The organism is Streptosporangium sp. NPDC000095 (assembly GCF_042899335.1).
Lineage (GTDB): Bacteria > Actinomycetota > Actinomycetes > Streptosporangiales > Streptosporangiaceae > Streptosporangium.
Genome location: NZ_JBIAZS010000012.1, coordinates 268,080 through 285,317, shown reverse-complemented (window position 1 = coordinate 285,317; position 17,238 = coordinate 268,080). Strand labels below are relative to the sequence as shown.

General features: G+C 68.9%; 14 protein-coding genes. 10 read left to right on the top strand and 4 right to left on the bottom strand.

The features are described 5' to 3' along the window. Positions 1 to 42 precede the first annotated feature (42 nt). Positions 43 to 537 carry an NUDIX hydrolase gene (locus tag ACFY3V_RS26280; RefSeq protein WP_362906869.1) on the top strand — a complete coding sequence of 165 codons (495 nt, stop codon included), beginning with the start codon at positions 43 to 45 and terminating at the stop codon, positions 535 to 537. Between the two features lie 81 nt (positions 538 to 618). Continuing rightward, entirely contained in the window at positions 619 to 948 is a 330-nt protein-coding gene (locus ACFY3V_RS26275) for a DUF5709 domain-containing protein (RefSeq protein WP_350946069.1), read from the top strand. Positions 949 to 1,069: 121 nt separating this feature from the next. Here the strand turns inward: ACFY3V_RS26275 and ACFY3V_RS26270 are convergent, their stop codons facing one another. Further along, positions 1,070 to 1,717, bottom strand: coding sequence for an HAD family hydrolase (locus tag ACFY3V_RS26270; RefSeq protein WP_350946068.1), 648 nt, complete (start codon positions 1,715 to 1,717; stop codon positions 1,070 to 1,072). On the opposite strand from ACFY3V_RS26270, the gene ACFY3V_RS26265 reads away from it, so the two are divergent. After that, positions 1,617 to 2,576, top strand: coding sequence for a Uma2 family endonuclease (locus ACFY3V_RS26265; protein WP_389777081.1), 960 nt, complete (start codon positions 1,617 to 1,619; stop codon positions 2,574 to 2,576). The genes ACFY3V_RS26270 and ACFY3V_RS26265 overlap by 101 nt on opposite strands. 250 nt (positions 2,577 to 2,826) lie before the next feature. After that, complete coding sequence (locus ACFY3V_RS26260; protein WP_389777078.1) at positions 2,827 to 3,456, top strand: Uma2 family endonuclease; 630 nt, start codon at positions 2,827 to 2,829, stop codon at positions 3,454 to 3,456. 79 nt (positions 3,457 to 3,535) lie between these two features. On the opposite strand, the gene hrpA is transcribed toward ACFY3V_RS26260, so the two are convergent. Further along, the gene (gene hrpA, locus ACFY3V_RS26255; protein ID WP_389777075.1) at positions 3,536 to 7,429 is read right to left on the bottom strand and encodes an ATP-dependent RNA helicase HrpA; all 3,894 of its coding nucleotides are present in this window, start codon (positions 7,427 to 7,429) and stop codon (positions 3,536 to 3,538) included. Between the two features lie 399 nt (positions 7,430 to 7,828). Further along, positions 7,829 to 10,132 (bottom strand): glycoside hydrolase family 6 protein, encoded by a 2,304-nt coding sequence (locus tag ACFY3V_RS26250; RefSeq protein WP_389777072.1) that lies wholly within the window; start codon positions 10,130 to 10,132, stop codon positions 7,829 to 7,831. Positions 10,133 to 10,726: 594 nt separating this feature from the next. Here ACFY3V_RS26250 and ACFY3V_RS26245 point away from each other — a divergent pair. The 6 genes from ACFY3V_RS26245 (at position 10,727) to ACFY3V_RS26220 (ending at position 16,473) form a co-directional block, all read left to right on the top strand. Next, positions 10,727 to 11,716 carry an LLM class flavin-dependent oxidoreductase gene (locus ACFY3V_RS26245; protein ID WP_362906877.1) on the top strand — a complete coding sequence of 330 codons (990 nt, stop codon included), beginning with the start codon at positions 10,727 to 10,729 and terminating at the stop codon, positions 11,714 to 11,716. A 323-nt stretch (positions 11,717 to 12,039) separates the two neighbouring features. Further along, the gene (locus tag ACFY3V_RS26240; RefSeq protein ID WP_389777068.1) at positions 12,040 to 12,840 is read left to right on the top strand and encodes an ABC transporter permease subunit; all 801 of its coding nucleotides are present in this window, start codon (positions 12,040 to 12,042) and stop codon (positions 12,838 to 12,840) included. A gap of 54 nt (positions 12,841 to 12,894) precedes the next feature. Continuing rightward, positions 12,895 to 13,920 carry an ABC transporter substrate-binding protein gene (locus tag ACFY3V_RS26235; protein WP_389777065.1) on the top strand — a complete coding sequence of 342 codons (1,026 nt, stop codon included), beginning with the start codon at positions 12,895 to 12,897 and terminating at the stop codon, positions 13,918 to 13,920. Position 13,921: 1 nt separating this feature from the next. Further along, a complete protein-coding gene (locus tag ACFY3V_RS26230; RefSeq protein ID WP_362902451.1) occupies positions 13,922 to 14,647 on the top strand; it encodes an ABC transporter ATP-binding protein in 726 nt (241 codons plus the stop codon). A gap of 21 nt (positions 14,648 to 14,668) precedes the next feature. After that, entirely contained in the window at positions 14,669 to 16,033 is a 1,365-nt protein-coding gene (locus ACFY3V_RS26225) for an NtaA/DmoA family FMN-dependent monooxygenase (protein ID WP_362902174.1), read from the top strand. After that, positions 16,030 to 16,473, top strand: coding sequence for an OsmC family protein (locus ACFY3V_RS26220; RefSeq protein WP_389777061.1), 444 nt, complete (start codon positions 16,030 to 16,032; stop codon positions 16,471 to 16,473). Before ACFY3V_RS26225 ends, ACFY3V_RS26220 begins: the two co-directional genes overlap by 4 nt. A 10-nt stretch (positions 16,474 to 16,483) precedes the next feature. Here the strand turns inward: ACFY3V_RS26220 and ppgK are convergent, their stop codons facing one another. Next, complete coding sequence (ppgK, locus tag ACFY3V_RS26215) at positions 16,484 to 17,212, bottom strand: polyphosphate--glucose phosphotransferase (RefSeq protein WP_362902178.1); 729 nt, start codon at positions 17,210 to 17,212, stop codon at positions 16,484 to 16,486. Positions 17,213 to 17,238: the final 26 nt, after the last annotated feature.

Below are 17,238 nucleotides of genomic sequence, written 5' to 3'. Positions count from 1 at the left end.
TTACGGCCACGACCGGCCGCCGGCGAAGGTAGCGTGACACGAATGAGCGAGTCCTATCTCGACCCCGCCGAGTGGTACGCGTCCCTGCCCACCGTGTTCGTTTCTGCCTGCATGCTGCTCACCGACGCGGAGGACCGTGTCCTGCTGGTCAAGCCCAACTACCGGCCCGGCTGGAACTTCCCCGGCGGGATCGTCGAGGAGGGGGAGGCACCCCACGACGGCGCGACGCGCGAGGTGGCCGAGGAACTCGGGGTGTCCGTCAAGGCGGGCGACCTGCTCGTGGTCCAGTGGACACCGCCGGCGAAGGACCGTCCCCGCCCGGTGATCCACTTCATGTTCGACGGCGGCGTCCTGGACGACACCGTCCACATCCGGTTGCAGGCCGAGGAACTCGACGAGGCGGCGTTCCTCCCCTGGGACATCGCGATGTCCCTCCTGCCGGGAGACATCGCCCCACGCCTCGCCGCGGGGCGCCTCGCCCGCGAGAGCCAGCGTCCCGTCTACCTGCCGAGCGGCCTCTCGGACGTCGGCGGCTGAGCCGGCCGATCACGGGCCCACCGAGTAGGGGACGAACACCTGACCTGGGATTCAAGGCGATAAAACGGGTAGGGCCGCGGTATGAGTGAAATGCCCCCAGACCGCGAGGGTCTGAGCGACGAGCAGGCGGTCGAGGTCGAGGAGTGGACCGACGACCTCGGCCTCAACCACGAGATCGTCGAACACGACGACGAGCACCGTGACACCCTCGACGAGCGCCTCCGGCGCGAGGCACCGGACCGCGAGAGGGCCCCGCGCGACGATACCCGCCTGGTGGCGCCGGACGAAGGGTTGAGCCCCGACGAGACGTCCGAGGAGTACGCCTCGGATGTGGGCCCCGACGACGGCGACCTGTCGGCCGAGGAGCGCGCCGTCCACATCGAGCCGGACATCGAGTACCGCGACACCTGAGCACCGGGAGCACGCCACCCGCTCGGGCACCGCGACACATGAGGACCCCGGGGCCCCGCGAAGCCGCAACTCGGCGATGCGGTCAGGTCCCGGGGCCGGCTCGGTCTCGTCCCCGGGGCGGTCAGCGGGCGAGGGCGGCGGCCAGGGCGTGCAGGTCGTCGACCACGTGGTCCGCCTCGGCGGCGCGGGGGCGCTCCGCGTGGAGATGCCCCCAGGGCCCCCGGCGGATCAGCGCGGTCCGCATGCCCGCCGCACGGGCGGGCAGGACGTCGTTGTCCAGCCGGTCGCCCACGTAGAGGATCTCGCCGGGCTCGCGACCCGACACCGCGACGACCCTGGCGAAGAACTCCGGGGCCGGCTTGGAGACACCCCAGCCGTCGGAGGTGTGGATCGCGTCGACGGGCAGGTCCATCGCGACGAGCGCGTCGCGCGCCTGCGGAGGCTGGTTGCCCGCGATGATCAGCTCGTATCCGAGGTCGCGCAGCGCCGCGAGGGCGGGCCGTACGTCCGGATAGAGATCGTCGGCGTCGAAGTTCACCCGGAGCCCGGTGGGGTCGTCGCGCTTCCACGCCTCCTGCTCGGCCTCGACCTCGAACCCGGGCCTCAGCAGCCGGAACGCGTCCTCGAACGACCGGTCGAGCGCGGCCATGCCGCCGAGCACACCGAGCATGGTGAACCGGGTGACGCCCAGCCTGTCGGCCCAGCGCGACCAGATGCGCGTCTCGTCGATCAGCGTCTCGCCCACGTCGAACACCAGCGCCCGGACCACGGTGCCTCCCTTTCCCTTTCAGGCCCACGATCGTAGTCCGGCCGCCCGGGACGACACCGAGCGGGACCGCGTCACCCGCCTCCCTCACCGAACGGGACCGGGGACACCCGCAACCCGGCCATGCTCCCGGCCCCGCCTCCACGCCCGCGCCACGTCGCCCCAGGCCGACCCGCGACCACTGACCATACGCGTCGCGCCGCACCACACCACCATGCGAGACTTAGAGTCATCACTCGGACACGGAGGGAGAGACCTCATGGTGACAACGGCACGCGGCCGTCCCGCCCGCCATGTTCCCCGGAAGAATCCGTCGCCGGCTCACACGGCGCGGGATCTTCTCGAAACCCTGCCCCCCACCCCCGGCTTTCGCGCCGAAGTCATCGACGGGAACCTGATCGTGAGCCCCGTGGGCACCCCCGAACACAGCTGGAGCGCGACACTCCTCTCCTACGCGCTGCAGCCGGTCGTCATGGAGCGGAAGTGGCACGCCCACCTGGGCGGAGTGAACGTCTGCATCGATGGCCCCCGAGACAGCCTCGTCCCCGACCTCGCACTCGCCCCCGCCGACTGCCCACGCTGGGGCGCACTGGAGTTGCGCTCCTCCGGATTGATCATGGTCACTGAGATCGTCTCTCCAGGGAGCACGCGGGTCGACCGTGACGACAAGCCTCGCATCTACGCCACGGGCGGGGTGCCCCTCATGCTGCTTGTCGACCCGATCGCCACCCCTCCCACGGTCACAGTCCTGAGCGATCCCGAGGACGGGACCTACCAGAGCGTCACACGCGTCCAGATGGGCAAGCCGCTCCGTATCCCCTCCCCCGTCGACTTCGACCTCGACACCTCGATCTTCCTTTAACGCGGCCGACCGTCCACCCGCCGGACGGCGACCTCGGCGCCCCGTTCACGGAAGGCCCCCGCGTCCGGCTCGCACGGTCGCGGCACCTCCGACCTTTCCGCTTGCCCCGGATTCCCTGTTCACGAAAGCCTCCGCATTCGGCGCCGGAAACTCCGCCGCGGCCCGCGCACAGGGTTCATTTCTCTCCCACCACAGGGGGCCTTGTGCCACACTCAGAGTGCATGTTCGGACACGGAGGGATACAAAACCGATGGTGATGACAGCGTCTCAGCGATCCGTCCCGCGCACCGCACCCCAGCCACCCGCTCAGCCCTCCGTCCCAGAAGAGCAACCATTCCCTCGCACCCCGAGGGAGATCTTCGAGTCCCTTCCCCCTATCCGCGGCCTTCGGGCCGAAGTCATCGACGGGAACCTGATCGTGAGTCCTTCCGCGACCCCCCGGCACGCGCGCGTAGCCAGATCTCTCAGCAGAGCCCTGATTCCTGTGGAGGACGAGAACGGCTGGGAAAGTTTCTCCGGCGATGTCGACATCTGTGTCGAAGGTCCTCGTGACACCATCGTGCCCGACTACTGCCTGGTCCCGGTGGACGCTCCGCTCTGGGGTGAGCGTGAGATCCTCTCCTCGGGGCTCATCCTGGTGGCGGAGATCGTCTCACCCGGGAGCATGGAGATGGACCGCGCCACGAAGCCCAGGATCTACGCGGGCTGCGGCGTCCCGATCATGCTGATCGTCGATCCGGTCGCCTCCCCGCCGTCGGTCACGGTCCTGAGTGACCCCGAGGAGGGCACCTACCGGACCATGACCCACACCGAGATGGGCAAGCCGCTCCGCATCCCCTCCCCCGTCGACTTCGACCTCGACACCTCGATCTTCCTGTAGCTCCCGCGCTCCGGCGGAGCCTCAACCTGCGGCAACGCACTCCGGAGCCGAACGTCGGCGGTTCCTGCTGGGACAGCCCTCAGAGTTTCTCCATCGCCTTGCGGATGCGCTTGTCGGAGATCGAGTACGGAGTCCCGAGGGTCTGGGCGAAGTAGCTCACCCTGAGCTCCTCGATCATCCAGCGGATCTGGCGGACGTCGTCATCCGAGCGGCGGGCCGGTGGGAGCTTCTCGACCAGTTCGTGATACTCGTCCTCGATGTCGTGCACCCTGTCCATCCGCTCTCCGTCGCGGAACGCGTCCTCGTGCACCTTCTCCAGCCGCCGTTCGGCCCCCTTGAGATAGCGGAGCAGGTCGGGCAGTCGCCTGTAACCGGTGTCGGTGACGAAACCCGGGTAGACGAGGTTGGCCACCTGGTCGCGGATGTCCTCGATGGCGGGGGTGGAGCGAGACTCGGGCAACAGGGTCGAGACGGTGTGCCAGACCTTGAGGACGCTCTCGACCCGGGCGACCACCTCGGCGGTGGTGTCGAACAGTTCGGCCCTGACCCTGTCGTGCAGGGTGGTGAAGGCCGTCTCGTCCCAGACCGGGCCCCCGTGCTCGGCCATGAGGTAATCGGCGGCACAGGCGATGCAGTCGTCGAACAGCGCGGTGGCACCGGCGTGCGGGCTGCGGCTCAGGGCGAGCTTGGACTGGTTGCCGAGGCGGCCGAGCACCCATTTGGCCGGTGACGGGGTGTTGAGCAGCAGCAGCCTGCGGGTGCCCTCCCACATGGCCCGGCGCTGCTCGGTCTCGGTCTCGTACATCCGTACGGCCACGGTGGCGCCCTCGTCGGCGAGCGCCGGGTACGCCTTCATCCTGCGCTCTTCGAACGTCTTGGGCAGCGCACCCACGGTCCATCCCGTCAGGCCGGTCTTCTCCAGGCCGGCGGCTTTGGACAGGGTCTGGCGGAGCTTGGGGGCGAGCCGCCGTTTCAGCTCGGCCAGGTCCTTGCTCTCCGCCAGCTTGTGCCTGCGCCCGTCGATCACCCGGAAGGTGATCTTGAGGTGGTCGGGGACGAGGTCGGGCTGCCATGCCTCGCGCGGCACCTGGACGCCGGTCAGGTTCAGCAGCTCGCGCTCCAGCATGGCGAGCAGCGGCTCCTGGGTGGGCTCGGCCCGTTCCAGCGCCTTCTTGGCGTAGTTGGGGGCGGGGACGAAGTTGCGCCGGATGTGCTTGGGCAGGCTCCGGATGAGCGCGGTGAGCAACTCCTCGCGCAGCCCGGGGATCTGCCAGTCGAAACCCTCGACGTTGACCTGGTTGAGCAGCGCGAGCGGGATGTGCGCGGTGACGCCGTCGGCGTCGGTGCCGGGTTCGAACTGGTAGGTGAGAGGGAAGCGCAGGCCGCCCTGGCGCCACACGTCGGGGTAGTCGCGTCTGCTGACGTCGCCCGCCGTCTCGCTGATCAGCATCGACTTCTCGAAGTTGAGCAGGTCGGGCTGATCGGCGCGAACCTTCTTCCACCAGGAGTCGAAGTGGCGTCCGGAGACGACGTCGGCGGGGACGCGCTGGTCGTAGAAGTCGAACAGCGTCTCGTCGTCGACGAGGATGTCGCGGCGCCGTGCCCGTTCCTCCAGCTCCTCGACCTCTTCGAGCAGCCTGCGGTTCTCGGTGAAGAAGGCGTGGTGGGTCTCCCAGTCGCCCTCGACCAGGGCGTGCCGGATGAACAGCTCCCGGCTCAGCTCGGGGTCGATACGGCCGTAGTTGACCTTGCGCTGGACCACGATCGGGACGCCGTACAGCGTCACCTTCTCGTAGGCCATCACCGAGCCCTGCTTCTTCTCCCAGTGCGGCTCGGAGTAGGTGCGCTTGATCAGGTGCTGGGCGAGCGGCTCGACCCACTCGGGCTCGATCTTGGCGTTCACCCGAGCCCAGAGCCTGGAGGTCTCCACCAGCTCGGCCGACATCACCCAGAGCGGCTGCTTCTTGGCGAGCGCGGAGCCGGGGAAGATCGCGAACCGGGCGTTGCGCGCGCCGACGTACTCGGTCATGGGCCTGCGCGGCTCGTTCGGGGGGCGGCGACCGCCGCCGGCGTCGGCGGTCTTCTTGTCGATGTCCTTGACGCCGACGTGCGACAGCAGACCCGACAGCAGGGAGATGTGGATCTTCTGCTCGTCGCCGGGGGTGCTGTTGAGGGTGACGCCCAGGGTCTTCGACATCTGGCGGAGCTGGCCGTAGACGTCCTGCCACTCGCGGACGCGCAGGTAGTTGAGGAACTCGGCCTTGCACAGTCGCCGGAACGCGCTGGAGGAGAGCTCCTTCTGCTGCTCCTGCAGGTATTCCCACAGGTTCAGGTACGAGACGAAGTCGGACTCCTTGTCCGCGAAGCGGCGGTGTTTCTCGTCGGCGGCCTGCTGCTTGTCGGCCGGTCGCTCGCGCGGGTCCTGGATCGACAGCGCGGAGGCGATGACCATGACCTCGCGGACGCAGCCGTTGTGGTCGGCCTCCAGCACCATGCGGGCCAGTCGCGGGTCGACCGGCAGGCCCGCCAGCTTGCGGCCGAGCGGGGTCATCCGCCGCCCCTGGTCGAAGGCACCCAGCTCAAGCAGCAGGTCGTAGCCGTCCTTGACCTGGCGCTGGTCGGGCGGCTCGACGAACGGGAAGGCGCCGATGTCGCCCAGGCCGATCGAGGTCATCTGCAGGATGACCGAGGCGAGGTTGGTACGCAGGATCTCCGGGTCGGTGAACTCCGGCCGGGTGACGAAGTCGTCCTCCTCGTACAGCCGGATGCAGACGCCCTCGGAGACGCGGCCACAGCGGCCCTTGCGCTGGTTGGCCGAGGCCTGGGAGATCGCCTCGATGGGCAGGCGCTGGACCTTGGTGCGGTGGCTGTATCGGGAGATCCTGGCGAAGCCGGGGTCGACCACGTACTTGATGCCCGGCACGGTCAGCGAGGTCTCGGCCACGTTGGTGGCGAGCACGACCCGGCGGTTGGTGTGCGACTGGAAGACCCGGTGCTGCTCGGCGGCGGACAGCCTGGCGTACAGCGGCAGGATCTCCGCGTCCTTGCGCTTCGACAGCGCCTCGGCGGTGTCGCGGATCTCGCGCTCACCGCTGAGGAAGACGAGGATGTCGCCGGGTCCCTCCGCGCACAGCTCGTCGACCGCCTTGCCGATCGCCTGGATCTGGTCGTCATCCTCGGCGATCGGCCGGTAGCGCACCTCGACGGGGTAGGTCCGGCCGGAGACCTCCACGATCGGCGCGTCGCCGAAGTGCCGGGAGAATCGCTCGGGGTCGATCGTCGCCGAGGTGATGATCACCTTCAGGTCGGGGCGGCGCGGGAGCAGCTGCTTGAGGTAGCCCAGGATGAAGTCGATGTTGAGGCTGCGCTCGTGCGCCTCGTCGACGATGAGCGTGTCGTACTGGTCGAGGTCGCGGTCGTTCTGCAGCTCGGCGAGGAGGATGCCGTCCGTCATGACCTTGACGAGGGTGCCGTCGCCCACCTGGTCGGTGAAGCGCACCTTGTAGCCCACGGCGTCGCCGAGCGGGGTGTCGAGCTCCTCGGCGACGCGCTCGGCCACGGTGCGGGCCGCGATGCGGCGGGGCTGGGTGTGCCCGATCAGGCCCCTCACGCCCCTGCCCAGCTCAAGGCAGATCTTCGGCAGCTGGGTGGTCTTGCCGGAGCCGGTCTCTCCGGCGACGATCACGACCTGGTTGTCGCGGATCGCCTCCAGGATGTCGTCCTTGCGTTGACTGACCGGCAGCGCCTCCGGATAGGTGATCGCGGGGACACCGGCGCGGCGCCGGGCGACGCGCCGTTCTGCTCGCTCGATGTCGGAGGTGATCTCCGTGGCGATCTTCTGCTGCGCGGCGCGGTTTCTGACCCTGCGTGCCCCGTCGAGCCTGCGACGAAGCCGCCGCTGGTCACGCAGCGTGAGCTCGGGCAGGCGTGCGTGCAGGTCGGAGAGAGACGATGTCAAAGGAGGCGTTCCCATACTGAACCCAGGATACTTTCGGCCCACGTGTGAAGGCTCACCCGCGGTCGTGAGGCGCGTGTGGAGCTCCACACCTGAAGGCCCCTGTGCGAAGGCCCAACCGCCCATGCTGCCCGAGACACCGCGCCACCGCATCCCAATATCGGACCGTACGGAGGCCCGCCCTCGGTCCCATGGCCGATCCCCGTGCCGAAGACGAGCGCGCGGTGGCGGGAGGCCGGGGAAAGGCGACCGGAGACCCTCGGGAAGGTGGCGGCCCCGAGAAGAGGCCGGGACTTCAGCGGGACTTCAGGAGGAAAGGAGGCGGCCCCGCCTCCCCGAAATCGGAATTCGGGGTGACGGGGCCGTCGTGTCGAGCCTCACCCGGATCCCGCCGGGGCGGGATCCGGGGTCAGCGGGTTACGGGAGGGGAGGGTAGGCGTTCTGCAGCAGCTGGCGGAACTGGGCGGAGAACCACTGGCCGGAGACCGGGGCGTCACCCAGGGCGCCGGTGGGGTTGTTGCCGTTGCGCTCGTTACCGCCGTAGGTCGGGTCGCACATCCGGTCGAAGCCCTTGCCCTCGTTGTTCGGGATCTCCTTGCTGGAGCCGTCGGACTCACCCGGAGGCTTGACCCAGACGTAGGCGTCCAGACCGGTGGCGGGGTTGGCCTGCGGGCGCTCGCCCAGTCCGGCACCGTTCTGGTTGCACCAGTTGCCGGCGTGGACCCTGCGGTCGACGCGCGACTCGTTGACGAAGGTGTTCACATTCGTCGAGGTGCTGGGAGCGGCCGGGCGGGCCGAGCCTCCCCAGCCGTTGCGGGAGGTGTCGATCAGCATGCCGATGTTGGACTTGAAGCCCTTCTGGATCAGCGTGTTCCTGAACGCCTGGGCGAAGGTGAGCTCGTCGACGTAGAAGTTCCAGTCAACCCAGGTCGACTGGCGGACGCTCTGGCCGTTGACGTTGGTGTTGATGGTGAAGTGCGGCTCACGCAGCGCCGAGTAGTTGGCGGTGTTGGTGATGAAACCGTCCACGCTGTCGAAGCCCGCGGTGGTGCCGGCGACGGTGGTCGCGAACAGGTCGGCGGACGGACCGAAGTTGGAGTCCCAACCGAGCCAGCCGTGGTGTCCGGCGTCGACGTAGGTGTAGACGTTCTTGATCGCGTGCAGCTTGTTCAGGGCGTAGCGGACGCCGTCGACGTAGGCGCCGCTGCTCTTGGCCTCCTGGCACTTCGCCAGGTTGAGGTTGGTGACCAGGTTGGGCAGCGAGTCGATCTCGACGATCGTCGAGATCCGCAGGCCCGCGTACTTCGACTCGGCCATGATCGCGGCGATCGGGTCGATGTACTCGGTCTTGTAGCGGTTCAGGCCGTTCTCGGAGATGAGCAGCTCACCGTTGGAGGCGAGCGCCGAGCAGTCGCGGTTGGGCAGGTTGTAGATGACGATCTGGATCGTCAGCGGCTTGCTGCCGTTGGCCGCGTCCTGCAGCAGGGCCTCGTCCAGGTGGGCGCGCAGGCCCCTGCCCGAGGAGGTGCCCTCGATGGCGGCGATCCGGTCCAGCCACACGGCGGTGGAGATCTTGGAGACCGCGGTGCCACCGGGCTCGGCGGCGGCCTTGGTGGACCAGTCGGGGTTCACGTAGCCGTCGGCGCCGTCGTAGGGGTTGTCGACGTGCACCGGCGTCGGGTCGGTGCCGTCGTCGTCGGCCTCGGTCACGGCGACGGTGGCGGCGGTGTGCCCGGCGGCGGTGGCCGTGATGGTGGCGGTGCCGTTGGTCTGGTCGGCGTCCTGGGCCGCCGAGACCGTCACGTTCTGCGCCGTGTTCCAGTTGGCGGTGGTGAAGGTCAGCGTGCTGGGCGCGATGGTGATGTCGCTGTCACCCGTCTTGGCCAGGCTGACCGTGACGTTGGCGCTCGGCGCCTGGCTGAGCCGGAAACCAACCGTCCTCGACGAGCCCTCGGGAACGCTGAGGGAGGTCGGGGAGGCGACGATCGACGGCGTCGTGTTGCCGCCGCCCACGGTGAAGGGCACCGCGGCGGTCTGGGTGGAGAGCGCCGGGGAGGCGTTGTCGTACGCCTTGGCACTCGCGGTGTGCGCGCCGCTCGCCAGACCGGTGGCGGAGTAGGAGTAGGGGGCGGTGGTGTCGGTGTTGACCAGCGTGCCGTCGACGTAGAACTCCACCTTGCTGATGGAGCCGTCGTCGCTCGCGGTCGCCGCGAGCGGCACGGCGGCACCGGCCTGGTGGGTGGAGCCGGAGGCGGGGCTGGTCAGGCTGACCGTGGGGGGCTGGTTGACCGGGTTCTGCCCGCCGCAGGTCACGCCGTTGACCGTGAAGGAGGTGGGCTTGGGGTTACTCCCGTTCCACGATCCGTTGAAGCCGATGCTGGTGGAGGCGCCGGTGGCGAGGGCGCCGTTCCAGGCGAGGTTCTTCGCGGTGACCTGGGCGCCCGACTGTGCCCAGGTGGCCGACCAGCCCTGCTGGATCGTCTGCCCGGCGCCGAAGGTGAAGCCCAGGGTCCAGCTCGTGAGCGGGTCACCGAGGTTCTTCAGGGTAACGTTGGCGGTGAATCCGCCCTGCCAGTCATTGGTGGTGTAGGCGACGTCGCAGGCGACCGCGGCGTGCGCCGTGGCGGCCTGCCCGGTGGCGAGACCGGCGGCGGCCACGAACATGGCCGCCATGGTCGCCACCCGGTTGCGCCAGGTATGGCGGCGCGGATTGACTGTCATTCGTAATCATCTCCAGGACGATGGTGGGAGCGCTCCCATAGTCCGGATGTTTCGAGGATGTGTACAGCTTGTTGCACGTCGGAGCCCTTGGATTGGCACCCTCCCGGCCCCTGACCTCACCGAACGGGTTTCGAACCCGATGAAAGTTTCAGACCTCTGTCCTCAAGTGCTCCAAAACGGTGCGCGGCCACCGGTGAACGGCCCCCGGGGCACCGCGAATCTCTCCGGGGCCCCGCCTCCGGATCGCCTCCATGAAGCACACACCCGAGCCGCACCATGTGCCGCCGACCCGGACCGGGTGCTCCACGACATCCATCCGGCACCGAACCCGGGCGGCCTGCCGGCGGTCATCGAGACGGACGCGCCGCGCGCTTCCCGCCCGACGACACCGGCCTGAAGGCACGCCGCCCCGAGGCGGCTGCACAGGCGGGCCCACCGCGCTCGCCGAGGCCGAGACAGGCGATCACCACGCGCCGCCCGCCTCGGGGGCCAGAGCCGGCCTGCGGCGTTGAAATAACCGCAGCATCGGCACCGTTGCACAGCACTCAGGGGGGTGCACGCTCCTTTCTCCCCGTGACGAAAGGCTTGCTCTCCATGGCTCTTCCACTCTCCATCCTTGATCTGGCGCACATCGGCGAGGGAGAGACGGCCGCCGACAGCCTGCGGGCCACCGTGACCCTGGCCCGGCGCGCGGAGGAGCTGGGCTACCGGCGGATCTGGTACGCGGAGCACCACAACATGCCCAGCATCGCGTCCTCGGCGACCGGCGTGCTCATCGCCCACGTGGCCGCGCACACCCGGACGATCCGCCTCGGAGCCGGCGGCGTCATGCTTCCCAACCATTCCCCGCTGACCATCGCCGAGCAGTACGGAACCCTCGAAACCCTGCATCCGGGGCGCATCGACCTCGGTCTCGGCCGGGCGCCGGGCAGTGACCAGCAGACCGCACGAGCCCTGCGTCGCGACCCGATGTCCGCGGACGACTTCCCGCAGGACGTCCTGGAACTGCAGGGATACCTGACCGGCGAGTCCAGAATCCCCGGTGTCGACGCGACGCCGGGCAAGGGCACCGACGTGCCGCTGTACATCCTCGGCTCCTCCCTGTTCGGAGCCGGGCTCGCCGCCGCCCTCGGGCTGCCGTACGCCTTCGCCTCCCACTTCGCGCCGACCGCGCTCCAGGACGCCGTCTCGCTCTACCGGCGCGAGTTCAAGCCGTCCCGGCAGCTGGACCGCCCGTACGTCATCGCCGGCGTCAACGTCCTCGCGGCCGACACCACGGCCGAGGCCCAGGAGCAGTTCCTGGCCATGAAGCGGAGCCGGGTCAGCCTGCTGCTCGGCCGGGGCCGGAAGTTCACGCCGGAGGAGGCGGACAGCATCCTCGCCTCCCCCGCGGGGCGGCAGATCCTCCAGATGACCACCTACTCCGCCATCGGGACCCCTGCCGAGGTGACCGACTACCTCGACCGCTTCGCCGAACACGCCCAGGCCGACGAGCTGATCACCGTCTCCGCCACCCCCGACCGGACGGCCTGGCTGCGCTCCTTCGAACTCCTCGCGGAAGCCCACGGTCTCCTCACCACCTGAGCAAGCCGCTCCCCCGCCGGGCCTGGCGGCGGTGCGATGCCGGCCACCGGGCTCCCGGCCCGCGTCTCGCGGGAGCCTCCGAAACTCCCGGGGCACCGAAACCCGGACGAGTACGTCGATCACCACGACCACCACCGGCCTCATGGGCCCGCGGACAGCGACCCCCCATGGCGCCACCCCAAGGCCGGACTGAACGCCGCGAGGTACATCGCCGCGACGGCGAGCGATATGACCGACTTGGGGGTTTCGGTCCTGCCATAACTGCCGCTACTATTCATGCATACCCGACTTGTATTGCATGAATTTCGGCACAGAAGGTCATGATGAGTTCCATCGCCGCTCGCCCAGGCCCAGCATGGCCACGACTGGGCCTGCGTCTCGCGCCGTGGCTGAGCGTGTTCACGATCGTCGTGATCTGGACCGTCACCACGGCGATCGGCGCGGTCCCCGCCCAGTTCCTGCCGTCTCCGGCCCGGGTCGTCGCCTCCACGATGGAACTCGCCGAAACGGGTCTCCTGTGGACCTCCATCGGAGTCACGGTCACCCGCGGGCTGATCGGGGCGGCGATCGGCGTCGCGGCGGGCGTCCTGCTGGGTGTGCTGGCCGGGTTCTCCCGCTGGGCGGAGTACGTGTTCGACAAGCCGGTCCAGATCCTCCGCGCGGTCCCGTTCACCGCCAAGCTCCCCCTGCTCATCCTCTGGATCGGCATCGGCGAGGAGACCAAGGTGCTCCTCGTGATCCTGGCCACCGCGATCCCGGTCTACTTCAACACCTTCGGCGGCATCAGGAACGTCGACCGGCGCCTGGTCGAGGCGGGCAAGGTGTACGGCCTCACCGCGTACCAGCTTTCCACCCGGGTGCTGCTTCGCGGCGCCCTGCCTTCGGTGTTCATCGGCATCCGGTACGCCCTCGGCATCACGTGGGCCGTGCTCGTGCTCGCCGAAAGCCTCAACGCGGTAACCGGCATCGGGTTCCTTTTGACGAACGCCCGCCAGTACGGCCAGGGCGAGATCGTCATCCTCTGCGTCGTTCTGTACGCGGTGCTGGGACTCGTGACCGACGCGCTGGTCGCGCTGCCCGAACGCAGGATCTTCCGCTGGCGGCAGGCCCACAGCGGCGTTTAGCACCACATCGGACGCTCCCCGGTCCGCTGGTTCAAGAAAGTAAGGAAACCCCTGATGAACACCTCCCTCCGCGTCCACGGCCGGCATCGCCTGCTCGGCGGCCTCACCCTTGTGGCGGCACTCGCGCTGAGCGCCTGCGGCGGTGGCACCGAGCCCTCGGCCACCGCGACGGAGACAGCGCAGGCGGCGAACGGCGAGCCGGTCGTCGCCCGGGTCGGGCACTTCGGCGGCACGAGCCTGTGGACGCTGGCGGAGGACAGCAACGCGGTCGCCGACACGCTCAAGAGCGTCGGCGGATCCGTCGAGTGGAACGGTCCGCTCGCGCCGGTCGAGGCATCCGAGGCGGCCAAGGCCGGCCGGATCGATTTCACGTCGAACTCCGTCGCCACCTTCTTCAACGAGGCCGACACCGCATCGCCGCTCGTGGCCTTCGCCCTCAGCCTCAACAACGGCAACAACCAGGGCATCGTCGTGCGAAACGACGCCGGCGTCTCGACCGTCGCCGATCTCAAGGGCAAGAAGGTCGCCGTGAGCACCCGCGGTTCGACCGGCGAGTACGTGCTGCTCGCCGCGCTGGAGTCGGCCGGCCTGAAGGCGAGCGACGTCGAGACCGTCTACATCGCCAACCCCGCCGACGGCGTCTCCGCGCTGGCCGGCGGCGACGTCCAGGCCCTCGCGACCTGGGACAACTTCCTGGCCTCAGCACAGTTGATCAAGGACACCACGGTGCTGACCACCAACGCCGGCACGAAGGCGCGCAATTGGAGCCTGTTCGTGGTCACCCGGAGCTTCCTCGACGCCAACCCCGCCGCGGTGAAGGGCGTGTTCGACGGGCTGGTCGACCAGGCCAAGCGGATCCAGACCGACCGCGAGATCGAGAGGAAGGCACGGCTGGCCGACGGGCAGCCGGCCAACCTGGTCGACATCGTCCTCGGCTTCGACCCGGTCCAGGTGGTCCCGATCGACAGCGCGCTCCTCGCGCAGATCAAGGAGGTCGGTGAGCAGACCGTGCGCTTCGGCTTCCGCGACAGCGTTCCCGACCTCACCAAGAACTACGTGGACGTGACGACCCTTGGCTAGGGTGCTCGACCTGGCCGACGGCGTCTCCCGCAGGTTCGGCGGCCAGCTCGTCCTCGACGACCTCGATCTGCGGGTCGAGGAGGGCGAGGTGGTCGCCCTCCTCGGCCGGTCCGGTTCCGGCAAGTCCACGCTCCTGCGCCTGCTCGCCGGACTCGACCAGCCGGACGCGGGTCGCGTCGAGGTGCCGGACGGGGTCGCGGTCGTCTTCCAGGAGGCGCGCCTGTTCCCCTGGCTCAGCGTGCTCGACAACGTGACCATCGGGCTGCCGCGCACGTCGGCCCCGGCCGCCCTCGCCGCGCTCGCCGAGGTCGGGCTCGCGGACAAGAGCCACGCCTGGCCGCTGACCCTGTCGGGCGGGGAGGCACAGCGGGTCGCCCTCGCCCGCGCCCTCGTCCGGGAGCCCCGGCTCATGCTGTTCGACGAGCCGTTCGGCGCGCTCGACGCCCTCACCCGGATCTCCATGCACCAGCTCGTCGTCACGATCTGGGAGCGGCACGCACCGACCGTGGTGCTGGTGACCCATGACGTCGACGAGGCGGTGGTGCTGGCCGACCGAGTCCTGGTGCTCGGCGACGGGCGGATCGCGCACGCGCTCCAGGTGGAACGGGCGAACGACGGTTCGATCCCGGGCGCCGACCTGCTCGCCTACCGGGCCGAACTCCTGTCGTACCTGGGGGTGGACCAGCAGGGCCCCCTGCGACGCAAACCCGCCTCCACTCTTCGATAACAAAGAAAGGTCAGCCTCGACATGGCCCATCAGCATGTGAAACTCGGACTCGTCTACAGCGGCGTCGGACGGCATTCGAGCGCCTGGCGGCTGCCGGAGGCCCAGGCGGACGGATACACGGATCCGGTGCTCGTCTCCGAGGGAGTCAAGATCGCCGAGCGGGGGAAGCTGGACTTCTACTTCGTCGGCAACTCGCTGACCAGTTCCGCGCAGCGCGGGAACTTCTCCTACACCGGGAAGAACGTCCAGGCCTCCCACGACCACCTGTTCGCGATCGAGGGCTTCACGACCATGGCCTACGCCGCGGCCTTCAGCGAGAAGGTCGGGCTCGTCGTGACGTTCAACACGACGTACAACGATCCGTTCCACATCGCTCGGATCACCGCCACCCTCGACCATCTCTCGCGCGGGCGGCTCGGCCTGAACATCGTCACGGGTTCCGACACCTCGGCCGCGCTCAACTTCGGCAGGGAACGACACCCGGAGGGCGACGACAAGTACGACCGGGCCGAGGAGTTCACCGAGGTGCTCTTCGACCTGTGGGACAGCTGGGAGGACGGCTGGCTCGTCGCGGACAAGGAGAAAGGCGTCTACCACGACGTCACCAGGGCCCACCGGCTCGACCACTCGGGCGAGTTCTTCGCGATCCGCGGCCCGTTGAACTTCCCCCGGCCGCCGCAGGGCCACCTGCCGTTCCTGCATCCGGGATATTCGGAACGCTCTCTGGAGTACGGCGCCAAGTACGCCGACATGCGGTTCATCCACTGGCGCGACGCCGCGTGGAACAAGGCGTACTACGCCGACATCAAGGCCCGTGTCGTGCGCCACGGGCGTGACGAGGACGACCACCTGCTCATCTCGGGCATCACCCCCTACGTCGCCGAGAACGCCCGCGACGCGCACGCGAAGTTCCGCGAGGTGCAGGATCTGAACACCAATGTGTTCGTGCCGGAGGTGCTCTCGGGCCAACTCGGACTCGACCTGTCCGGGCGGACCGGCACGGATCGGGTGCTGGAGGCGATCGACCGTACCCTGATCCCGGAGAAGGCCTGGATCATCGACAACGCGGTCGCGAGCTTCGACGACGAGGACATCACCCTTGAGGACCTGACCCACTACATGGGCAACAACCCCATCTCGCAGCCCGCGATCGTGGGCGACCCGAAACAGCTCGCCGACTTCATCGAGACCAACTTCCACGATCGCGCGTTCGACGGCGTGGCGATCTGCCAGCCCTACTGGCCAGGGCCGGCGGCCACGTTCGTCGACCTTGTGATCCCCGAACTCCAGCGGCGCGGCGTCTTCCGTACCGAGTACACCACCTCGACGCTGCGCGAGCACCTCGGCCTCAAGAGCGTCCCGAACCGGCTGGCCGGTAAGGCATGACCGCGACGGAGAGGAGGCCCTACGCGCTGACCCTGAGGACGACGGAGGTCGCCGGGCGTTTCGTCGCGGACGGCGAGCCGGCGACGTTCACGATCGACAACGGCAAGCTGCTGGAGAACCCGGCGCATCCGGGCACGGCGGAGTACTTCCTGGCGAGCCTCGCCGGGTGCGCGCTGAACATCATCGCGGCACGCTCGGTGGAGTGGGAACTGCCGTATCCGCGGCTGGAGGTGACCGGCTCGTACCTCGTCGACGAGAACGACAGCACTCGTTTCGAACGGATCGAGCTCCACTTCAGGTTCGCGGACGTCACGGAGGAACAGGGCCTGCGGTACGTCGACGACTTCAGCGCGCGCTGCCCGATCTACAACACGCTGGTACGTGGTGGCGCGCCGATCGACGTCCACGTCCGGGCCGACGGGGCGGCTACATCGGGGTAAGACGGCGTCTTCACACGGCCGCCATGGCCGCGCCCACGATGCCTGCCTCGTTCTGCAGCGCCGCGGGGACGATCGGGGTGCGCAGCTTGATCAGGGGCAGGAATCTGTCCGCCTTCTTGCTGACCCCTCCTCCGATGATGAACAGCGAAGGAGAGAACAGCGCCTCGACGTGCTCCAGATACTCCTGCACCCTCTCGGCCCACTCGGCCCAGTCGAGGTCGTGCGCCTCGCGCGCGTGGTCGGAGGCGCGCTTCTCGGCCTCCTTGCCCCTGATCTCCAGATGCCCGAGCTCGGTGTTGGGCACCAGGCGGCCGTCGATGAGCAGGGCGCTGCCGATCCCCGTGCCGAAGGTCAGCATCATCACCACCCCCGGCCTGCCCCTCGCGGCCCCCGCCGCCACCTCGGCCAGACCGGCCGCGTCCGCGTCGTTGAGCACGGAAACGGGCAACCCCGTCACCTGGGAGAACAGCTTCCGCGCGTCCGTGCCGATCCAGTCCTTGTCCACGTTGGCGGCCGACCTGGCGACCCCGTCGAGCACGATCCCGGGGAAGGTGACCCCCACCGGCCCATCCCAGGCGAAATGCTTGACGATCTCCGCCACCACCTCGGCCACCGCCTCGGGCTTGGCGGGGCTCGGTGTGGGCACGCGCAGCCTCTCCCGCGTCAGCCGCCCTCTCGCGACGTCCACCGGCGCACCCTTGATCCCCGACCCGCCGATGTCTATTCCCAGCGCTTCCATGCACTTACCTCCTGTTGACTCCACAT

Excerpts from the sequence above, each read along its gene's own strand:
- ACFY3V_RS26250 (WP_389777072.1), bottom strand. The coding sequence starts at position 10,132 with ATGACAGTCAATCCGCGCCGCCATACCTGGCGCAACCGGGTGGCGACC.
- ACFY3V_RS26265 (WP_389777081.1), top strand. The coding sequence starts at position 1,617 with ATGGTGAACCGGGTGACGCCCAGCCTGTCGGCCCAGCGCGACCAGATG.
- hrpA (WP_389777075.1), bottom strand. The coding sequence starts at position 7,429 with ATGGGAACGCCTCCTTTGACATCGTCTCTCTCCGACCTGCACGCACGC.
- ACFY3V_RS26220 (WP_389777061.1), top strand. The coding sequence starts at position 16,030 with ATGACCGCGACGGAGAGGAGGCCCTACGCGCTGACCCTGAGGACGACG.
- ACFY3V_RS26280 (WP_362906869.1), top strand. The coding sequence starts at position 43 with ATGAGCGAGTCCTATCTCGACCCCGCCGAGTGGTACGCGTCCCTGCCC.
- ACFY3V_RS26260 (WP_389777078.1), top strand. The coding sequence starts at position 2,827 with ATGGTGATGACAGCGTCTCAGCGATCCGTCCCGCGCACCGCACCCCAG.
- ppgK (WP_362902178.1), bottom strand. The coding sequence starts at position 17,212 with ATGGAAGCGCTGGGAATAGACATCGGCGGGTCGGGGATCAAGGGTGCG.
- ACFY3V_RS26245 (WP_362906877.1), top strand. The coding sequence starts at position 10,727 with ATGGCTCTTCCACTCTCCATCCTTGATCTGGCGCACATCGGCGAGGGA.
- ACFY3V_RS26240 (WP_389777068.1), top strand. The coding sequence starts at position 12,040 with ATGAGTTCCATCGCCGCTCGCCCAGGCCCAGCATGGCCACGACTGGGC.
- ACFY3V_RS26225 (WP_362902174.1), top strand. The coding sequence starts at position 14,669 with ATGGCCCATCAGCATGTGAAACTCGGACTCGTCTACAGCGGCGTCGGA.
- ACFY3V_RS26235 (WP_389777065.1), top strand. The coding sequence starts at position 12,895 with ATGAACACCTCCCTCCGCGTCCACGGCCGGCATCGCCTGCTCGGCGGC.
- ACFY3V_RS26275 (WP_350946069.1), top strand. The coding sequence starts at position 619 with ATGAGTGAAATGCCCCCAGACCGCGAGGGTCTGAGCGACGAGCAGGCG.